The organism is Burkholderia sp. CpTa8-5, assembly GCF_017815045.1.
GTDB classification, from domain to species: Bacteria; Pseudomonadota; Gammaproteobacteria; order Burkholderiales; family Burkholderiaceae; genus Burkholderia; species Burkholderia sola.
The window spans coordinates 77591-97434 of record NZ_JAGIQD010000007.1; the positions used below are offsets into that span (position 1 = coordinate 77591).

At 68.2% G+C, this 19844-nt stretch carries 19 protein-coding genes; 13 read left to right on the forward strand and 6 right to left on the reverse strand.

The window, feature by feature from the left end; translation table 11 throughout:
- Position 1 precedes the first annotated feature (1 nt).
- From J8I35_RS13240 to J8I35_RS13280, 9 genes are all read left to right on the forward strand, one after another.
- Positions 2-679 (forward strand): 2-dehydro-3-deoxy-6-phosphogalactonate aldolase, encoded by a 678-nt coding sequence (locus tag J8I35_RS13240; RefSeq protein ID WP_209925826.1) that lies wholly within the window; start codon positions 2-4, stop codon positions 677-679.
- Positions 679-1458 (forward strand): SDR family oxidoreductase, encoded by a 780-nt coding sequence (locus J8I35_RS13245; RefSeq protein ID WP_050013855.1) that lies wholly within the window; start codon positions 679-681, stop codon positions 1456-1458. Before J8I35_RS13240 ends, J8I35_RS13245 begins: the two co-directional genes overlap by 1 nt.
- Positions 1459-1569: 111 nt before the next feature.
- Positions 1570-2565: an arabinose ABC transporter substrate-binding protein gene (locus tag J8I35_RS13250; RefSeq protein WP_050013854.1), complete on the forward strand. Its 996-nt coding sequence runs from the start codon at positions 1570-1572 to the stop codon at positions 2563-2565.
- Between the two features lie 67 nt (positions 2566-2632).
- On the forward strand, positions 2633-4144 hold the full coding sequence (gene araG, locus J8I35_RS13255; protein WP_124556636.1) for an L-arabinose ABC transporter ATP-binding protein AraG: 1512 nt from the start codon (positions 2633-2635) through the stop codon (positions 4142-4144).
- Between the two features lie 88 nt (positions 4145-4232).
- Entirely contained in the window at positions 4233-5246 is a 1014-nt protein-coding gene (gene araH, locus J8I35_RS13260; RefSeq protein ID WP_069616785.1) for an L-arabinose ABC transporter permease AraH, read from the forward strand.
- A 28-nt stretch (positions 5247-5274) separates the two neighbouring features.
- Positions 5275-6075: an SDR family oxidoreductase gene (locus tag J8I35_RS13265; protein WP_209925734.1), complete on the forward strand. Its 801-nt coding sequence runs from the start codon at positions 5275-5277 to the stop codon at positions 6073-6075.
- Between the two features lie 49 nt (positions 6076-6124).
- Complete coding sequence (locus J8I35_RS13270; RefSeq protein WP_209925736.1) at positions 6125-7186, forward strand: aldose 1-epimerase; 1062 nt, start codon at positions 6125-6127, stop codon at positions 7184-7186.
- Between the two features lie 39 nt (positions 7187-7225).
- Positions 7226-8053 carry an orotidine-5'-phosphate decarboxylase gene (gene pyrF, locus J8I35_RS13275; RefSeq protein ID WP_050013849.1) on the forward strand — a complete coding sequence of 276 codons (828 nt, stop codon included), beginning with the start codon at positions 7226-7228 and terminating at the stop codon, positions 8051-8053.
- Positions 8054-8252: 199 nt separating this feature from the next.
- A complete protein-coding gene (locus tag J8I35_RS13280) occupies positions 8253-9311 on the forward strand; it encodes a haloacid dehalogenase-like hydrolase (protein WP_209925738.1) in 1059 nt (352 codons plus the stop codon).
- 37 nt (positions 9312-9348) lie between these two features.
- On the opposite strand, the gene J8I35_RS13285 is transcribed toward J8I35_RS13280, so the two are convergent.
- From J8I35_RS13285 to thiL, 3 genes are read right to left on the reverse strand one after another with little or no spacing between them, the layout of a single operon-like run.
- Positions 9349-9849: a CinA family protein gene (locus J8I35_RS13285; protein WP_050013847.1), complete on the reverse strand. Its 501-nt coding sequence runs from the start codon at positions 9847-9849 to the stop codon at positions 9349-9351.
- Between the two features lie 31 nt (positions 9850-9880).
- Positions 9881-10426, reverse strand: coding sequence for a phosphatidylglycerophosphatase A (locus tag J8I35_RS13290; protein WP_124594265.1), 546 nt, complete (start codon positions 10424-10426; stop codon positions 9881-9883).
- On the reverse strand, positions 10416-11414 hold the full coding sequence (gene thiL, locus J8I35_RS13295; RefSeq protein WP_209925740.1) for a thiamine-phosphate kinase: 999 nt from the start codon (positions 11412-11414) through the stop codon (positions 10416-10418). Before thiL ends, J8I35_RS13290 begins: the two co-directional genes overlap by 11 nt.
- 176 nt (positions 11415-11590) lie before the next feature.
- On the opposite strand from thiL, the gene J8I35_RS13300 reads away from it, so the two are divergent.
- From J8I35_RS13300 to J8I35_RS13310, 3 genes are all read left to right on the forward strand, one after another.
- On the forward strand, positions 11591-13891 hold the full coding sequence (locus J8I35_RS13300) for an NADP-dependent malic enzyme (RefSeq protein ID WP_050013844.1): 2301 nt from the start codon (positions 11591-11593) through the stop codon (positions 13889-13891).
- A gap of 377 nt (positions 13892-14268) precedes the next feature.
- Entirely contained in the window at positions 14269-14700 is a 432-nt protein-coding gene (locus tag J8I35_RS13305; protein ID WP_050013843.1) for a ribonuclease, read from the forward strand.
- Between the two features lie 16 nt (positions 14701-14716).
- Positions 14717-15280 (forward strand): barstar family protein, encoded by a 564-nt coding sequence (locus tag J8I35_RS13310; protein WP_006476945.1) that lies wholly within the window; start codon positions 14717-14719, stop codon positions 15278-15280.
- 107 nt (positions 15281-15387) lie between these two features.
- On the opposite strand, the gene J8I35_RS13315 is transcribed toward J8I35_RS13310, so the two are convergent.
- The 3 genes from J8I35_RS13315 to speE all read right to left on the reverse strand — a co-directional run bounded on the left by J8I35_RS13315 (position 15388) and on the right by speE (position 17534).
- Entirely contained in the window at positions 15388-16155 is a 768-nt protein-coding gene (locus tag J8I35_RS13315; RefSeq protein ID WP_050013842.1) for a 16S rRNA (uracil(1498)-N(3))-methyltransferase, read from the reverse strand.
- Positions 16156-16172: 17 nt separating this feature from the next.
- The gene (locus J8I35_RS13320; protein ID WP_089488163.1) at positions 16173-16589 is read right to left on the reverse strand and encodes a glyoxalase/bleomycin resistance/extradiol dioxygenase family protein; all 417 of its coding nucleotides are present in this window, start codon (positions 16587-16589) and stop codon (positions 16173-16175) included.
- Between the two features lie 87 nt (positions 16590-16676).
- Entirely contained in the window at positions 16677-17534 is an 858-nt protein-coding gene (speE, locus tag J8I35_RS13325) for a polyamine aminopropyltransferase (RefSeq protein ID WP_050013840.1), read from the reverse strand.
- Positions 17535-17749: 215 nt separating this feature from the next.
- Here speE and tkt point away from each other — a divergent pair, with 215 nt between their 5' ends.
- Positions 17750-19822, forward strand: coding sequence for a transketolase (gene tkt / locus J8I35_RS13330; RefSeq protein WP_006485709.1), 2073 nt, complete (start codon positions 17750-17752; stop codon positions 19820-19822).
- The last annotated feature ends 22 nt before the right edge of the window (positions 19823-19844 follow it).

Sequence of the window (19844 nt, forward strand, 5' to 3'; positions counted from 1 at the left end):
GATGCCGTCCGACCTGACCTTGCCCGCACCGTACATGCCCCACGCCGCATTGATGCGTGCGTTCGCCGCGTGTCCGCTGATCGCGATCATGCGCGGCATCACGCCTGCCGAAGCGGCCGACCATGGCCGTGCGCTGTACGAAGCCGGCTTCCGGATCGTCGAGGTGCCGCTCAACTCGCCGGAGCCGTTCGACAGCATCGCGGCGCTGCGGCGTGCGCTGCCCGACGACATGATCGTCGGCGCGGGCACCGTGCTGCGCGCCGAGTACGTCGACCGCGTGCAGGACGCGGGCGGCGCGCTGATCGTGATGCCGCACAGCGACGCGGCCGTGATCCGCCGCGCGCGCGAGCGCGGGCTCGCGAGCGCGCCGGGCGTCGCGACGCCGACCGAAGCGTTCGCGGCGCTGACGAACGGCGCCGACGTGCTGAAGATGTTCCCGGCCGAGCAGCTCGGCGTGACGGTCGTGAAGGCCTGGCGCGCGGTGATCGACCGCGCGGTGCCGCTGATTCCGGTCGGCGGGATCGCGCCGGACAACATGCAGCCGTTCCTCGACGCCGGCGCGAACGGCTTCGGGCTCGGCTCGGCGCTGTACCGTCCCGGCCAGTCGGCGGATGCGACCGCGGCGAATGCGCGCGCGTTCCAGGCCGGCTTGCGCGTCGCGCGCGGCGGAGCCGCATGATGGGCCGCCTCGCGGGCAAGGTCGCGATGGTGACGGGTGCGGGCCGTGGCATCGGCGCCGCGATCGCGCGTGCGTTCGTGCGCGAAGGCGCGGCCGTCGCGCTCGTCGATCTCGACTTCCCGCAGGCGCAGCACACGGCCGCCGCGATCGCACGCGAATGCGACGGCGCGCGCGTGCTGCCGCTGCAGGCGGACGTCGCGCGGCAGCAGGCGGTGCGCGACGCGCTCGCGCAGACGGAAGCGGCGTTCGGCCCGCTCGACGTGCTCGTGAACAACGCGGGCATCAACGTGTTCGCCGATCCGCTGACGATGACCGACGACGATTGGCGCCGCTGCTTCGCGGTCGATCTCGACGGCGTGTGGCACGGCTGCCGCGCGGCGCTGGAGGGCATGGTCGAGCGCGGTCGCGGCAGCATCGTGAACATCGCGTCGACGCATGCATTCAGGATCATCCCGGGCTGCTTTCCGTACCCGGTCGCGAAGCACGGCGTGCTCGGCTTGACGCGTGCGCTCGGCATCGAATACGCGGCGCGCAACGTACGCGTGAACGCGATCGCGCCGGGCTACATCGAGACGCAACTGACGCGCGACTGGTGGGACGCGCAACCCGATCCGGCCGCCGCGCGCGCCGAGACGCTCGCGCTGCAGCCGATGAAGCGCATCGGAAAACCGGAGGAGGTCGCGATGACGGCCGTGTTCCTCGCGTCCGACGAGGCGCCGTTCATCAATGCCGCGTGCATCACCGTCGATGGCGGGCGCGCGGCGCTGTATCACGACTGACACGATTGACGCAATGATTCGAAAGACCGCACGTGCGACGGCCGCGCGCACGCTGCGTCGAAACCAACAAGCGGCTGCATCCTGTTCGATGAAAACAAGGAGACACTGGAGATGAAACGCAGAACGTTCGTAACGCTGGCCGCCGCGGCCGCGGTGGTGATGGGCAGCCCGGTTGCGCACGCGGCCGACCCGGTCAAGATCGGCTTCCTGGTGAAGCAGCCGGAAGAGCCGTGGTTCCAGGACGAATGGAAATTCGCCGAGATCGCCGCGAAGCAGAAGGGCTTCACGCTCGTGAAGATCGGCGCGCCGTCCGGCGAGAAGGTGATGAGCGCGATCGACAACCTGTCCGCGCAGAAGGCGCAGGGCTTCATCATCTGCACGCCCGACGTGAAGCTCGGGCCGGGCATCGTCGCGAAGGCGAAGTCGCACAACCTGAAGATGATGACGGTCGACGACCGCCTCGTCGACGGCGCGGGCAAGCCGATCGACGCGGTGCCGCACATGGGAATTTCCGCGTACAACATCGGCAAGCAGGTCGGCGACGGCATCGCGGCCGAGATCAAGAAGCGCGGCTGGGACATGAAGGACGTCGGCGCGATCGACATCACCTACGAGCAGCTGCCGACCGCGCACGACCGCACGAGCGGCGCGACCGACGCGCTGGTCGCCGCCGGCTTCCCGAAGGCGAACGTGATCGCGGCGCCGCAGGCGAAGACCGACACCGAGAACGCGTTCAACGCGGCGAACATCGCGCTGACCAAGAACCCGCAGTTCAAGCACTGGGTCGCGTACGGCCTGAACGACGAGGCCGTGCTCGGCGCGGTGCGCGCGGCCGAAGGGCGCGGCTTCAAGGCCGACAACATGATCGGCATCGGTATCGGCGGTTCCGATTCGGCGTTGAACGAGTTCAAGAAGCCGCAGCCGACGGGCTTCTACGGCACCGTGATCATCAGCCCGAAGCGCCACGGCGAGGAAACCTCGGACCTGATGTACACGTGGATCACGCAGGGCAAGGCGCCGCCGCCGTTGACGCTGACGACGGGCATGCTCGCGACGCGCGACAACGTGTCGAAGGTGCGCGAGGAGATGGGGCTCGCGTCGAAGTAAGCGGCCCGCCGGCTGCCGCGGCGACGCGGCGGCCGGCGGTCGATGGATCTGGAAGTGGGGAGACGACGTGTCAGCGGCACTGCGTTTTGACAATATCGGCAAGGTATTTCCCGGCGTGCGCGCACTCGACGGCATTTCGTTCGACGTGCATGCGGGCGAGGTGCATGGCCTGATGGGCGAGAACGGCGCGGGCAAGTCGACGCTGTTGAAGATTCTCGGCGGCGAATATCAGCCCGATGCGGGCAGCGTGCTGGTCGACGGCCAGCCCGTGCAGTTCGCGAATGCGGCCGCGTCGATCGCGGCCGGCATCGCGGTGATTCACCAGGAATTGCAGTACGTGCCCGACCTGACGGTCGCGGAGAACCTGTTGCTCGGCCGCCTGCCGAATGCGTTCGGCTGGGTCAGGAAGCGCGAGGCGAAGCGTTACGTGCGCGAGCGGCTCGCCGAGATGGGCGTGGACCTCGATCCCGACGCGCGGCTCGGGCGGCTGTCGATCGCGCAGCGACAGATGGTCGAGATCTGCAAGGCGCTGATGCGCAATGCGCGCGTGATCGCGCTCGACGAACCGACGAGCTCGCTGTCGCATCGCGAGACGGAAGTGCTGTTCAAGCTGGTCGACGACCTGCGCGCGCAGGGCCGTGCGCTGATCTACATCTCGCACCGGATGGACGAGATCTACCGGCTGTGCGACGCGTGCACGATCTTTCGCGACGGGCGCAAGATCGCGTCGCACGAAGCGCTGGCCGACGTGCCGCGCGAGCGGCTGGTCGCCGAGATGGTCGGGCGCGAGATCGCGGACATCTACCATTACGCGCCGCGCGCGCTCGGCGACGTGCGGTTCTCCGCCGAAGGCGTCGACGGCCCGGCATTGCGCGAACCCGCGAGCTTCTCGGTGCGCGCGGGCGAGATCGTCGGCTTCTTCGGGCTCGTCGGCGCGGGCCGCAGCGAACTGATGCGGCTCGTGTACGGCGCGGACCGCCGGCGCGCGGGCGTGCTGACGCTCGACGGCAAGCGCATCGACGTGAAGCGCACCGGCGACGCGATCCGCCACGGCATCGTGCTGTGCCCCGAGGACCGCAAGGAAGAAGGGATCATCGCGATCGCGTCGGTCGCCGAGAACATCAACATCAGCTGCCGCCGCCATTCGCTGCGCGCGGGGCTGTTTATCAACGGCAAGACCGAAAGCGCGACGGCCGACCGCTTCATCCAGCGGCTGAAGATCAAGACGCCGAACCGGCGGCAGAAGATCCGCTTCCTGTCGGGCGGCAACCAGCAGAAGGCGATCCTGTCGCGCTGGCTCGCGGAGCCCGACCTGAAGGTCGTGATCCTCGACGAGCCGACGCGCGGGATCGACGTCGGCGCGAAGCACGAGATCTACGACGTGATCTACCGGCTCGCGGAGCGCGGCTGCGCGATCGTGATGGTGTCGTCGGAACTGCCGGAAGTGCTCGGCGTGTCCGACCGCATCGTCGTGATGCGCGAAGGCCGGATCGCCGGCGAGCTGCCGCGCGCCGACGCGAACGAGCACGCGGTGCTGAACCTCGCGCTGCCGCAGACGAGCGCGGTCGAGGCAGCCTGACGCGGCCGGCTACGTCCGGACAAGCCCGGGACATTCGAATCGAACACGCGCGGCGCGGGCCGCGCGATGCAGGAGCAGGAGACACACCATGCAAGCCAACGAAAACCTTGCCAGCGCCGCAGTGAAGTCGGCCGACGCGCTGGTGCCGCAGCAGAGCGACCGCCAGAAGTGGTGGCAGCATCTGACCGAATACAGCCTGATCGCGATCTTCGCGGTGATGTTCATCACGATGTCGCTGACCGTCGATCACTTCTTCTCGATCGACAACATGCTCGGCCTCGCGCTGTCGATCTCGCAGATCGGCATGGTCGCGTGCACGATGATGTTCTGTCTCGCGTCGCGCGACTTCGACCTGTCGATCGGCTCGACCGTCGCGTTCTCGGGCGTGCTGTGCGCGATGGTGCTGAACGCAACCGACAACACGTTCGTCGCGATCGTCGCGGCGGTCGCGGCCGGCGCCGCGATCGGCTTCGTGAACGGCGCGGTGATCGCGTATCTGCGGATCAACGCGCTGATCACGACGCTCGCGACGATGGAGATCGTGCGCGGGCTCGGCTTCATCGTGTCGAAGGGGCAGGCGGTCGGCGTGTCGTCGGATACGTTCATCGCGCTCGGCGGGCTGTCGATGTTCGGCGTGTCGCTGCCGATCTGGGTCACGCTGCTGTGCTTCATCGGCTTCGGCGTGCTGCTGAACCAGACCGTCTATGGCCGCAACACGCTCGCGATCGGCGGCAACCCGGAAGCGTCGCGGCTCGCGGGGATCAACGTCGAACGCACGCGCGTGTACATCTTCCTGATCCAGGGTGCGGTGACCGCGCTCGCGGGCGTGATTCTCGCGTCGCGCATCACGTCGGGCCAGCCGAACGCCGCGCAAGGCTTCGAGCTGAACGTGATCTCCGCGTGCGTGCTCGGCGGCGTGTCGCTGATGGGCGGCCGCGCGACGATCTCGGGCGTCGTGATCGGCGTGCTGATCATGGGCACCGTGGAGAACGTGATGAACCTGCTGAACATCGACGCGTTCTACCAGTACCTGGTGCGCGGCGCGATCCTGCTCGCGGCCGTGCTGCTCGACCAGCTGAAGAACCGCGGCGTACGCGACTGACCGACCTGTTTCCACGGAGACGATCCGCATGACCATCGATACATCAGTGCACGGCGCGAACACGGCGGCGAGCGACGCGCGCTACCCGAGCCTCGAGGATCGCGCGGTGCTGATCACGGGCGGCGCGACCGGCATCGGCGCGTCGTTCGTCGAGCACTTCGCCGAACAGGGCGCGCGCGTCGCGTTCGTCGACCTCGACGCGGCGGCCGGCGCCGCGCTGGCCGAACGCCTCGCGCACGTGCGGCATGCGCCGCTGTTCCTGTCCTGCGACCTGACCGACATCGACGCGCTGCGCCGCGCGATCGACGCGATCCGCGCACGCATCGGCGCGATCGCGGTGCTCGTGAACAATGCGGCGAACGACACGCGCCACACGATCGGCGACGTGACGCCCGCGTCGTTCGACGCGGGCATCGCGGTGAACCTGCGTCACCAGTTCTTCGCCGCGCAGGCGGTGATCGACGACATGAAGCGGCAGGGCGGCGGCGCGATCATCAATCTCGGCTCGATCAGCTGGATGCTGAAGAACGGCGGCTATCCCGTCTACGTGATGGCGAAGGCGGCCGTGCAGGGCCTGACGCGCGGCCTCGCGCGCGATCTCGGCCCGTTCGGCATCCGCGTGAATTCGCTGGTGCCCGGCTGGGTGATGACCGACAAGCAGCGCCGGCTGTGGCTCGACGACGCGGGCCGGGCGGCGATCAAGGCCGGCCAGTGCATCGACGCCGAACTGCTGCCGGCCGATCTCGCGCGGATGGCGCTGTTTCTCGCGGCCGACGACAGCCGGATGATCACCGCGCAGGACGTGATCGTCGACGGCGGCTGGGCCTGACCGCTCGCACGACCTGCATCGTTTCTTCGACGAAGGAAAGGAGCTCACCATGACCGCCACGTCCTCGCGCGCATCGTCGTCCACCAGCCAGTCGCGCCGCGCGCGCCTGGCGGCCGCCGCCCAGCCGGTCAGCCCCGGCCCGCAGACGGCCGTGTTCGCGCAGGGCGTCGGCGCCGCGCATGCGGCGGTCGTCACGCTGTCGAACGCATCGCTGCGGCTCGACGTGCTGCCGCACCTCGGCGGCGGCATCGCGCGCTTCGACTGGCGCGGCGACAACGGCGTGCTGATGCCGGTGTTCCGCCGGTGCGAGCACCCGGAGACGGCGACGGACCCGAACGAGCTCGCGTGCTATCCGCTGCTGCCGTACTCGAACCGGATCGGCGACGGGCGCTTCGAATGCGACGGGCGCAAGGTCGCGGTGCCGCGCAACCGCCGCGACGAGCCGCTGCCGATCCATGGCGACGGCTGGCTCGCGCCGTGGCAGGTGGACGATGCGACCGACACGTCGCTGCAACTGTCGCTCGACCGCGCCGCCGGCGCGCCGTACGCGTTCCGCGCGATCCAGTCGTTCGAACTCGACGACGCGACGCTGTCGATCGCGCTGACGATCGAGAACGCGGGCCGCGCGCGACTGCCGTTCGGGCTCGGCGTGCATCCGTTCCTCGTGCGCGATGCGGTGACGGAGCTGGCCGCGGCGGCGGGCGGGCTGTGGTTGTCGGGCGCCGATTTCCTGCCGGTGCGGCACGTCAGCGTGCCGCCGGCCTGGCAGTTCGGCGTCGCGTATCCGCTGCCGGCCACGCTCGTCAATCACGCGTTCACCGGCTGGGGCGGCCACGCGACGGTGAGCTGGCCGCGCCGCCGCCTGTCGCTGACCGTCGCAGCCGACGCCGACGCGTACGTGCTCTATACGCCGCCGGGCGCGGATTTCTTCTGCTTCGAGCCGGTCGATCATCCGATCAATGCGGTGAACCTGCCGGGCGGCGCGACCGCGCACGGGATGACGCTGCTCGCGCCCGGCGAGCGGCTCACGCGGCGTTTCGCGTTCACCGTCGGACGCACCGATGTGCGCAGCCATGCCGCGACACGCGAGGGACACCGGCGACGCGGGTAAAATACGCGGTCTACCAACGGTTTGCCGCGAGTATCCGCCATGTCTTCCCCGCTTACTTTCATTGAATCGCTGCGCGCCGCGTGGCAGCGCACGAATTCGCTGCTGTGCGTCGGCCTCGATCCCGAGCCGTCGCGCTTTCCCGTGCAGTTCGACGGCCAGCCCGACGCGATCTTCGAATTCTGCCGGCAGATCGTCGACGCGACCGCGCAGTACGCGAGCGCGTTCAAGCCGCAGATCGCATACTTCGCCGCGCATCGCGCGGAAGACCAGCTCGAGCGGCTGATCGCGCATATCCATCTCCAGCATCCGGGCCTGCCCGTGATCCTCGACGCGAAGCGCGGCGACATCGGCAGCACGGCCGAGCAGTACGCGCGCGAAGCGTTCGAGCGCTATCGCGCGGACGCCGTCACGGTGAACCCGTACATGGGCTACGACTCGGTCGAGCCGTACTTCGAGCATGAAGGCAAGGGCGTGATCGTGCTGTGCCGCACGTCGAACCCGGGCGGCTCGGACCTGCAGTTCCTCGATACGAACGGGCGGCCGCTGTACCAGGTCGTCGCCGATCTCGCGGCGAACAAGTGGAACGCGAGGAACGGCCAGCTCGGCCTCGTGGTCGGCGCGACGTTCCCGAAGGAAATCGAGATCGTGCGCGGGATCGTCGGCGACATGCCGCTGTTGATCCCCGGCATCGGCGCGCAGGGCGGCGACGTGCAGGCGACCGTCAACGCGGGCCGCACGGCCGACGGCACCGGGATGATGATCAACTCGTCGCGCGCGATCCTGTACGCGAGCAAGGGCGAGGATTTCGCTGAAGCCGCGGCGCTTGCCGCGCAGAAGACGCGCGACACGATCAACGCGCATCGCTGAAATACCGGCCGCCCGCCCCGGGCGGCCTTCAATCGCCGCGCCCGCGTCCGCGGGCCGCGCGCGTTCATCGCGTGTTCGCCGTCCTGGCGCACACGAACAATTTCCCGTCGCTTCCGTATCGCCTATGCGCAATTTAGGCGCGCGATGCTGCCGGTTGTCACCAATCCGTCACAAAAATGTCAAGAAAAGGAGCGACGCCATGCCCAAGCTGTTCCGCCGTCTTCTGAGCGCGTTCGCCGCGTCGCTATGCATGACGTTCGCCCATGCGGCGGATCTGTCGCACTGGCCAGCCGACAGCGCGAAGGCGCTGAACGCGATGATCGCCGCGCACGCGAACCGCGGCGACTACGCGGTGTTCGACGCCGACAACACGACCTACCGCTATGACCTCGAGGAAGCGCTGCTGCCGTATCTCGAGAACCATGGGGTGCTGACGCGCGATTCGCTCGATCCGTCGCTGAAGCTGATCCCGTTCAAGGATTCCGCCGACTACCAGGAATCGCTGACGAGCTACTACTACCGGCTCTGCGAGATCGACGATCTGGTCTGCTATCCGTGGATCGCGCAGGCGTTTGCCGGGCAGTCGCTCGCCGACCTGAAGCGCCACATCGACGCGATGCTCGCCGACGGCAAGCCGATTCCGATCCGCTACTGGCAGGGCGACAAGGTGGTCGACGGCACGGTGAACCCGCCGCGCTTCTTCCGCGGGATGCAGGAGCTGTACAACGCGCTGCGCGAGAACGGGATCGACGTCTACGTGATGACGGCCGCGCACGAGGAGCTCGCGCGGCTCGTGCTGGCCGACCCGAAGTACGGCTACAACGTGAAGCCGCAGAACGTGATCGGCGTGACGACGCTGCTGCGCAACCCGGCGACCGGCGCGCTGACGACGTCGCGGCTGCAGATCAAGGCCGGCAAGTACGACGAGGCTGCGAACCGCAATCTCGTGATCACGCCGTTCCTGATGAACCCGATGACGTGGTACGAAGGCAAGCTCGGTTCGATCGTCGGCTGGATCGATCAGTGGAAGAAGCCGGTGCTCGTCGCGGGCGACACGCCGACGTCCGACGGCTACATGCTGCTGAACGCGACCGACGTCGCGCGCGGCGGCGTGCGCGTGTGGGTCAACAAGAAGGACAAGCAGATGACGCAGATCCGCGCGTGGTCGGACGAATCGGCCGCGAAGCAGAAGGCGCTCGGGCTGCCGGTGACGGCGGACAAGAACTGGATCGTCGTGAAGCCCGACGCGATCCAGTAAGCGAGTAGAGCGGGCGCGGCACGCGCGCCCCGCCCGGTCAGCGTTCGCGCTCGTCGAGCAGCTTCAGCAGCCCGCGCAGCGCATGCGCGGCCGCCTGCGTGCGGATCTGTTCGCGATCGCCCTTGAACACGAGCGTCTCGACGTCGGTATGCAGCCGGTTGCTCCAGCCGAACGACACGGTGCCGACCGGCTTGTTCTCGCTGCCGCCGCCCGGGCCCGCGATGCCGGTGACGGACAGCGCGACCTGCGCGCGGCTGTTGCGCAGCGCGCCTTCGGCCATCGCGCGCGCGACGGGCTCGCTGACCGCGCCGTGCTTGTCGATCAGGTCGGCCGGCACGCCGATCATCTCGATCTTGGCCTGGTTCGAATACGTGACGAAGCCGCGCTCGAACCACTGGCTGCTCCCGGAAATATCGGTGATCGCCGCGGCGATCATGCCGCCGGTGCAGGATTCGGCGGTGGCGAGCGTCAGGTGCTCGTCACGCAGCTTGTTGCCTGCGCGGATCGCAAGCTGGTGGACGACGGAATCGGTTGGCATGCGCGTCGGGAAACGGGAGTCGGGAAATCGGTCAGCCGGCGACGGAGCGCCACAGCGCGATCACCAGCAGCGTCATGAACGCGGCGACGAGGTCGTCGACCATGATGCCGAGCCCGCCTTTCAGGCGGCGCTCGAAGTAGCGGATCGGCGGCGGCTTGAGCATGTCGAAGAAGCGGAACGCGACGAACGCCCACAGCTGGCCGACGAAGGTCGCGGGCGTGACGAACAGCATCACGAGCCAGATCGCGACGATCTCGTCCCAGACGACGGCGCCCGGATCGGACACGCCGGCCTTCTTCGCGGTGAAACCGGTGACCCAGGTGCCGGCCACGAAGCCGACGGCGATCAGCGCCCACCATTCGGGCACCGTCAGGTAGCGGTTGAGCACGACGAACGTGAGCCAGCCGAACAGCGAGCCGAACGTGCCGGGCATGATCGGCGCGAGCCCGCTGCCGAAGCCGAGCGACACGATATGCGCCGGGTGCGACAGCATGAAGCGGGCCGTCGTGCGGGTCGGCGCGGGCGGCGCGGCGCCGGGCTCGGCCGCGGCGTGCGCGGGCGTCGGATCAGTCTGCATGGAAGTGGTCGAAACCGTGCAACGTGAGAGCGAGGGGCGCGCCGGCGGCGTCGCGCCACGCGATGGCGGGTTGCGCCGACGGCGCGGACAACGCGCGTATTGTACCGATTCGCGTGACCCGCACGCCGGCCGTGGCGGCCGCCGCTTCGACCGCTGCGCGGGCCGCGACCGGCGCGGTGAAGCACAGTTCGTAGTCGTCGCCGCCGGCCAGCGTGCAGCGGCGCTGCACGTCGGCCGGCAGCGTCGCGAGCGCGGCCGAGCGCGGCACCGCGTCGGCGTCGATCTCGGCGCGCACGTTCGAGCGCGTCAGGATGTGCTGGAGGTCGCCGGCGAGGCCGTCCGACAGGTCGAGCGCCGCATGCGCGACGCCCGCGAGCGCAAGCCCCAGCGCGACGCGCGGCTCCGGACGCTCGAGCGCGCGCCGGAATGCGGCGGTTTCTTCCGCGCCGGCCGTCCATTCGCCGCGGGCGACGCCGAGGCCCGCGCGTGCATCGCCGAGCGTGCCGGACACCCATACGTCGTCGCCGTCGCGCGCGGCATCGCGCCGCAGCGCCGCGTCGGGCGAGACTTCGCCGAACACGGTCACGCACAGGTTCAGCGGCCCGCTCGTCGTGTCGCCGCCGATCAGCTCGCAACCGTAGCGCTCGGCCAGCGCGAACAGGCCGTCGCTGAACGCCTCGAGCCACGCCGCGTCGGCGCGCGGCAGCGCGCACGCGAGCGTGAACGCCCGCGGCGCGGCGCCCATCGCCGCGAGGTCCGACAGGTTGACCGCGAGCGTCTTGTGGCCGAGCGCGTCCGGCGCGACATCGGGGAAGAAGTGGCGGCCTTCCACCAGCATGTCCGTCGAAATGGCCAGCAATTTCCCGGATCGGGGCGCGATCAGCGCGCAATCGTCGCCGATGCCGAGCGTCGACGCGCGGGCGCCCTGCGCGGCGCGGCGCGTGAAGAAGCGTTCGATCAGCGAGAACTCGGAGAGGGCGGCTGGCACGGCGGGCGATCCGAAACGGTTGAAGGAACGGCATTGTACGAGGCGGGCGGCGGCGCGCCTGTACTGTCCAGTTCATTTTTGTCGCGGCTGTCGCACCCGAATCGCCGGTCTGGCGGCCGATGATTGGCGCTACAATGCCGTCGAACAGTTATTCTAATCCGCCCGTCACGAGACACATGTCCACCCAAGCCTCCTCCAAAGCCAAGCTCCGCGAAGCCGCGCTCGACTATCACGAATTTCCGACCCCCGGCAAAATCGCGATCGCCCCGACCAAGCAGATGATCAACCAGCGCGACCTCGCGCTCGCGTATTCGCCGGGTGTGGCGTACGCGTGCGAGGAGATCGTCGAGAATCCGCTGAACGCGGCGCGCTTCACCGCGCGCAGCAACCTGGTCGGCGTCGTGACGAACGGCACGGCGGTGCTCGGTCTCGGCAACATCGGCCCGCTCGCGTCGAAGCCGGTGATGGAAGGCAAGGCCGTGCTGTTCAAGAAATTCGCGGGCATCGACGTGTTCGACATCGAGCTGAACGAGTCGGACCCGCACAAGCTCGTCGACGTGATCGCCGCGCTGGAGCCGACCTTCGGCGGGATCAACCTCGAAGACATCAAGGCACCGGACTGCTTCATCGTCGAGCGCGAAGCGCGCAAGCGGATGAAGATCCCGGTGTTCCACGACGACCAGCACGGCACCGCGATCGTCGTGGCCGCGGCCGTCACGAACGGGCTGAAGGTCGTCAACAAGGACATCAAGAAGGTCAAGCTCGTCGCATCCGGCGCGGGCGCGGCCGCGCTCGCGTGTCTGGACCTGCTGGTCGACATCGGGCTGCCGCTCGAGAACATCACGGTGACGGACCTGGCCGGCGTGGTCTACAAGGGCCGCACCGAGCTGATGGATCCGGACAAGGAGCGTTTCGCGCGCGAAACCGACGCCCGCACGCTGGCCGAAGTGATCGACGGCGCGGACATCTTCCTCGGCCTGTCGGCCGCGGGTGTGCTGAAGCAGGAGATGGTGAAGGGCATGGCCGAGCGCCCGCTGATCCTCGCGCTCGCGAACCCGACGCCGGAAATCCTGCCGGAAGCGGCGCTCGAAGTGCGCCCCGACGCGATTCTCGCGACCGGCCGCACCGACTACCCGAACCAGGTCAACAACGTCCTGTGCTTCCCGTTCATCTTCCGCGGCGCGCTCGACGTCGGCGCGACGACGATCACGCGTGAAATGGAGATCGCGGCCGTCAATGCGATCGCCGAACTCGCGCAGCACGAGCAGAGCGACATCGTCGCGACCGCGTACGGTATCCAGGATCTGTCGTTCGGGCCCGAATACCTGATTCCGAAGCCGTTCGATCCGCGCCTGATCGTGAAGATCGCGCCGGCCGTCGCGCAGGCCGCGATGGACGGCGGCGTCGCGACGCGCCCGATCGAGGACATGGACGCGTACAAGCAGCATCTGCAGCAGTTCGTGTATCACAGCGGCACGACGATGAAGCCGATCTTCCAGATCGCGCGCGCCGCGCCGGAAGAGAAGAAGCGCGTCGTGTTCGCGGAAGGCGAAGAAGAGCGCGTGTTGCGCGCCGTTCAGATCATCGTCGACGAAAAACTCGCGAAGCCGATCCTGATCGGCCGTCCGTCGGTGATCGAGCACCGTATCCAGCGCTACGGCCTGCGCCTGAATCCGGGCGTCGACTTCACGGTCGTCAACACCGAGCACGACGAGCGCTACCGCGACTTCTGGCAGACGTATCACAAGCTGATGGCGCGCAAGGGCATCAGCGAGCAGCTTGCGCGCGTCGAGATGCGCCGCCGCACGACGCTGATCGGCTCGATGCTGGTGAAGAAGGGCGAAGCGGACGGGATGATCTGCGGCACGATCAGCACCACGCACCGCCATCTGCACTTCATCGACCAAGTGATCGGCAAGCGCCCGGGCTGCAGCGTGTACGCGGCGATGAACGGCCTCGTGCTGCCCGGCCGCCAGATTTTCCTCGTGGATACGCACGTGAACGTCGATCCGACCCCTGAGGAACTGGCCGAAATCACGATCATGGCCGCGGAAGAAGTGCGCCGCTTCGGCATCGAGCCGAAGGTCGCGCTGCTGTCGCATTCGAATTTCGGCACGAGCAACGCCCCTTCGGCGAAGAAGATGCGCGATACGCTCGCGATCCTGCAGGAAACCGCGCCGGAGCTGAAGGTGGACGGCGAAATGCACGGCGACGTCGCGCTCGACGCGGCGCTGCGCAAGGAAATCCTGCCGGAATCGACGCTGGAAGGCGACGCGAACCTGCTGATCCTGCCGAACATCGACGCCGCGAATATCGCGTACAACCTGCTGAAGACGGCCGCGGGCAACAACATCGCGATCGGGCCGATTCTGCTGGGCGCCGCGGAGCCCGTGCACGTGCTGACCGAATCGGCGACCGTTCGTCGCATCGTCAACATGGCGGCGCTGCTGGTCGCCGACGTCAACGCCGCACGCTGAGCCGGAACGAACCCGCGGCGCCGGTCGAACCGGCGTCCCGGGTCGGGCGAAATTGTAAACAAAGGCAAAAAGAGGCGTGCCCGCAAGGGGCACGCCGCGGGTAGGGCGCAACCGCGCTTCCCATAAAGCAACAGCAGCATCTCTCCACTCCGGGTAGCGAGTGTGGCAAGGAGGCAGGGTCTTGCCATATGAGCGATGCCGCCCGCATTTTATCTCATGCAAGATAAATGTAGTGTAATTTCGGTAAGAAATACGGAATCTCGAGTGCCGAGAGGCTTTCGATTCCCAAACGGACATTGATTCGCGCGGCCAATAACGCTACGCTAACGCCTTTGTTGGTCGTCAACTACTTGATTTAACAGCGGGAACCCTGGTTCATGGCACGCAAGTGGCTCCGCAACGGCGCGCTCGCGTCCGTCTTCGCGATGTTCGCGATGGGTATCGTCGGCACGCCGACGGGCAGTCTGGTTTCCGCCGCTTACGCACGGGAGGCCGTTCCGGCCGACGTGGCCGCGAGCGGGCTCGATACGATCCCGACCGCCCGTCTTCCGCGCGAGGCCGTGACCACGCTGGGCCTGATCGGCGCCGGCGGCCCCTATCCGTACGAGAAGGACGGCGTCGTGTTCGGCAACCGCGAGCGGATCCTGCCGAAGGCGAAGCGCGGCTACTACCATGAGTACACGGTGCCGACACCGCGTGCGCGCAATCGCGGCGCGCGCCGGATCGTCTGTGGCGGGCCGTTGCGCCGGATCGACAACTGTTATTACACGGGCGACCACTACACCAGTTTTAAACGTATTGTTGAATGACTTCGGGACGAATGGCATGAGCGACTCCATCTACGCGCACGATACGGCGGCGGCGGAACTGTTCGCGGCCGGCGACGGCAATCTGTTTCAGCGTGTGATTCAGTTGCACGCGGCGGCGCAGGCCGGCGGCACGCCGGAGCAACAGGAAGCCGAGCCCGGGCTTTCATCGAACGAGGAGCCTATGAGCCTTTTCACGACCGTGCGACCCAATCTCGTGCAGTCGATCCGCGCGTTCCGCGTGCAGGATCTCGCCGACGAAGCCGGTCGGCTCGGCCAGCATTTCCTGTATGCGTATTGCGGCGCCGCGCAGTCGAAGCAGGAAGTGATGGAAACGATCGCGACCTCGTTCCTGTTTCCGAAGCATTTCGGGAAGAACTACGACGCGCTGTACGACTGCCTCACCGACCTCGTCGCGAAGGCCGGCGCGCAGCCCGGTTTCGTGATCGTCCTCGAAGGGCTGCCGATCGCGCAGAAATTCGACAAGGAAGGGCGCGAAACGCTGCTCGACGTGTTCCGCGAGGCGGCCGAATTCTGGGCCGAGCGCAAGGTCGCGTTCCGCGTGTTCTACTCGTTCGCGTAAGCGCACGGTCGGCCCGCGCGGCCGATTCGGTAACAAGCCCGCTTCGAGCGGGCTTTTTTGCGTGTGCGATTCGCGCTCGGCTGCATGGCGCGGCGCGCTGACGCGCTTTACCACCCGCCCCAGCGCGCCGCCAACGCCGCGAGCACGGCCGCGCCGGCCGTCTCGGTACGCAGCACGCGCGGCCCGAGCGACAGCGCGGTGAACCCCCGTGCGCGGGCCGCATTTTCCTCGTCGGGCGACAGCCCGCCTTCGGGCCCGATCAGCAGCGTGACGGCCGCCGCGGGCGGCGCGTCGGGCAGCGACGCGAACGGGATGCTCGCGCGCGGGGACAGCAGCAGCCGCAGCTCGCCGTCGGCCGGCGCGGCCTGCCGCGCATCGAGCCATGCGTGGAAGCCGGCCACCGGTGCGACGTCGGGCACGCGGTTGCGTCCGCATTGCTCGCACGACGCGCGTACGACGCCGCGCCAGTGCGCGACGCGCTTGTCCGCCCGTTCGCCGGACAGCTTCACGACGCCGCGCGCGGTCGACAGCGGCACGACCGCCGCGACGCCGAGCTCGACGGCCTTCTCGATCACCCAGTCCATCTTGTCGCCGCCCGCGATCCCCTGCGCGAGCGTCACGCGATAGGGCGGCTCGGCCTCGACGGGCTCGAACGTATCGACCTGCACGAGCGCGCTGCGCTTGTCGACCTCGACGAGCCGTGCGCGGTACTGGCCGCCCGTGCCGTCGAACAACGCCAGCACGTCGCCCGGCTGCAGGCGCAGCACCTGCACGTGGCGCGCGACGTCGGCTGGCAATGCGAGCGTGGCGTCGGCGCGCAGCGCGACATCGACGAAAAAGCGCGGCACGGCCGCGGTGGTGGTGGCTTCGTTCATGCGTGTGGCGGTTTCGGTCATGCGTCGAGACGGCACCCGAGCGCCCAGCGGTAGCCGTCGAGATCCTCGATCTGCGCGAACCGGTCGCCCCAGAACTGGTCCTGCGGCGCGCTCAGCGATTTCGCGCCCGCATCGAGCGCGCGCTGCCAGGTGGCGTCGACGTCGTCGACATACAGATAGAACGATTGCGGCGCGGTGGCGTTCGCGTGCTTCGGCGTGAGCGCGGGCGAACCGAACGCGCCTTCGGGCGCGAACATCACGATCAGCTGGCCGCGATAGGCCATCTCGACGTGCATGATCGCGCCGTCCTCGTCGTGCACGTCGCGTACGGTGAAGCCGAATGCGGCCTTGAAGAACTCGATGGCCGCGCGCGCGTTGCGTACGGCCAGGTAGGGCGTCAACCAAGGCACGTTGGCCGGACGTGGATCGGTCATGAAAATCTCCTGTTGCTCGGTGTCGGCGCGTCGGCGCCTGCGCTGGTCTCATGCTGGAGCAGCGGAACGGTGCGGCCGTCCTGATGTTCAGCGGCGAACGCCCAGTGTATCGCGCAGTGCGCGCGGCAGGGTAAAGAGGGACGCATGCAGCCGCGCATCGTAATAGCGCAAGCCGCCGACGCGGCGGGCCGCGAGCCGTTCGTCGACGTCGTGCGCGAACAGCGCCGCCGCATCGAGCGTGTCGCTCGCGATCGCCATCAGCCACTGCGAGCCGTACAGCGGCACGTGCGCGGACAGCAGATCGACGACCGCGAAGCGCGCGCGCAGGTCGTCGAGCAGCGCGGCGATGCGCGCGGCATGGAACACCGGCGAGCCGAGATGCATCGAGATCACGCCGCGCGGCGTCAGGATCCGCTTGAGCCGTGCGTAGAAGTCGCGCGTGTAGAGGCCGGCCGCCGGCGAATCGGGCGGCGTGAGGTCGAACACGACGAGATCGAAATGTTCGACCGTCGACTCGACGAAATGCGCGGCGTCGCCGATCACGACCTCGACGCGCGGGTCGTCGAGCGCGCCCTGGTGCACGTCGTCGAGATAGCGGCGCGCCATCCCGACCACCTCGTCGTCGAGTTCGGCGATCACGATCCGCTCGATGCACGCGTGCTTGAGCAACTGGCGCGCGGCGCCGCCGTCGCCGCCGCCGAGCACGAGCGCCTTCCTCGGGCACGGATGCGCGAGCGCGGCCGGGTGCGTCATGCACTCGTGATAGACGAACTCGTCGCCGACCGACGTCATCGGCCGGCCGTCCAGCGTGAACAGCCGGCCGAGCTGCGGCGTTTCCCAGACTTCGATCTGCTGGTGCGCGGACGCGACGTGCGCGAGCCGCCGCGCATTCGGGAAGCCGTAGGTGGCGTCGGGCGTCGGGTGAAAGAGAAGGGTGGTGCTCACGGGCGGGCCGCTGGGGCAGGCAGTTCCGACGCCTGAATTATAGGAGGCGGGCGGTTCGACGGAAAACCGTGCCGGAACACTACGCGCCGACAAGGGAAATGTCGGCCCATCTGTTAAAATGACGAGCTTTGCAGCCCCGTCCGTTGGCTCCGTCCGCTTCGCGTCCGTCAGGCGCCGCACCGCGCGCCGGGAACGATTGACGCTCGAGCTTCCGGATGCCGCCGTGCCCCCGTTTCCTCGACTCGTTCTCCGGACTCGACATGACGACTTCGTCTCCCGCCTCCACCACCCTGATGGCCAACGCGATCCGTGCGCTCGCGATGGACGCCGTCCAGCAAGCGAACTCCGGCCACCCCGGCATGCCGATGGGCATGGCCGAAATCGGCGTCGCGCTGTGGTCGCGCCATCTGAAGCACAACCCGACGAACCCGCACTGGGCCGACCGCGACCGTTTCGTGCTGTCGAACGGCCATGGCTCGATGCTGCTGTACTCGCTGCTGCACCTGACCGGCTACGACCTGCCGATCGAAGAGCTGAAGAACTTCCGCCAGCTGCACTCGAAGACGCCGGGCCACCCGGAATACGGGATCACGCCGGGCGTCGAGACGACCACCGGCCCGCTCGGCCAGGGTCTCGCGAACGCGGTCGGCATGGCGCTCGGCGAAGCGCTGATGGCCGACGAGTTCAACCGTGACGGCGCGAAGATCGTCGATCACCACACGTACGTGTTCCTCGGCGACGGCTGCCTGATGGAGGGCATCTCGCACGAAGCCTGCTCGCTCGCGGGCACGCTGAAGCTGAACAAGCTGATCGCGCTGTACGACGACAACGGCATCTCGATCGACGGCGACGTCGTGAACTGGTTCCACGACGACACGCCGAAGCGCTTCGAAGCGTACGGCTGGAACGTGATCCCGAACGTGAACGGCCACGACGTCGATGCGGTCGACGCGGCCATCGCGAAGGCGAAGCTGTCGGACAAGCCGACGCTGATCTGCTGCAAGACGGTGATCGGCAAGGGCGCGGCGACCAAGGCCGGCGGCCACGACGTGCATGGCGCTGCGCTCGGCGCGGAAGAAATCGCGAAGACGCGCGAAGCACTTGGCTGGAAGTGGGAGCCGTTCGTGATTCCGCAGGAAGTCTACGCGGCATGGGACGCGAAGGAAGCCGGCAAGCGCGCCGAGTCCGAATGGGACGCGACGTTCGCGGCCTATCGCGCGAAGTTCCCGGCAGAAGCCGCCGAATTCGAGCGCCGGATGGCGAACAAGCTGCCGGCCGACTGGGCCGAGAAGGCTGCCGCGATCATCGCCGGCGCGAACGAGCGCGCCGAGACGGTCGCGACCCGCAAGGCGTCGCAGCAGGCGATCGAAGGCCTCGCCGCCGCGCTGCCCGAGCTGCTCGGCGGCTCGGCCGACCTGACCGGCTCGAACCTGACCAACTGGAAGGCGTCGAAGGCGGTGCGCGCGAATCCGGAAGGCGCGGGCGTGCTGCTCGGCAACCACATCAACTACGGCGTGCGCGAATTCGGCATGAGCGCCGCGATCAACGGCCTCGCACTGCACGGCGGCCACAAGCCGTTCGGCGGCACGTTCCTGACGTTCTCCGACTATAGCCGCAACGCGCTGCGCGTGGCCGCGCTGATGAAGGTGCCGTCGATCTTCGTGTTCACGCACGATTCGATCGGCCTCGGCGAGGACGGCCCGACGCACCAGTCGATCGAGCACGTGTCGAGCCTGCGCCTGATCCCGAACCACGACGTCTGGCGTCCGGCCGATACGGTCGAGACGGCCGTCGCATGGACCCACGCGGTCGCCGCCGACCGTCCGTCGAGCCTGATCTTCAGCCGCCAGAACCTCGCGTTCAACCCGCGTACCGATGCGCAGATCGCCAACATCGAGAAGGGCGGCTACGTGCTGAAGGACTGGGATGAAGAGATCGTCGCGCGCAAGATCATCCTGATCGCGACGGGCTCGGAAGTCGAACTCGCGATGAAGGCCGTCGAACCGCTCGCGCAGCAGGGCATCGCGGCGCGCGTCGTGTCGATGCCGTCGACCAACGTGTTCGATCGCCAGGACGCCGAATACCGCGAACGCGTGCTGCCGCACGGCGTGCGCCGCGTCGCGATCGAAGCGGGCGTGACGAGCTTCTGGCACAAGTACGTCGGCCTCGAAGGCGGCGTCGTCGGGATCGACACGTTCGGCGAATCGGCGCCGGCCGGCGTGCTGTTCAAGTACTTCGGCTTCACCGTCGAGCACGTCGTCGAGACGGCCAAGGCCGTGCTGGCCTAAAAGCCTACGCGGCGCGCGCCAC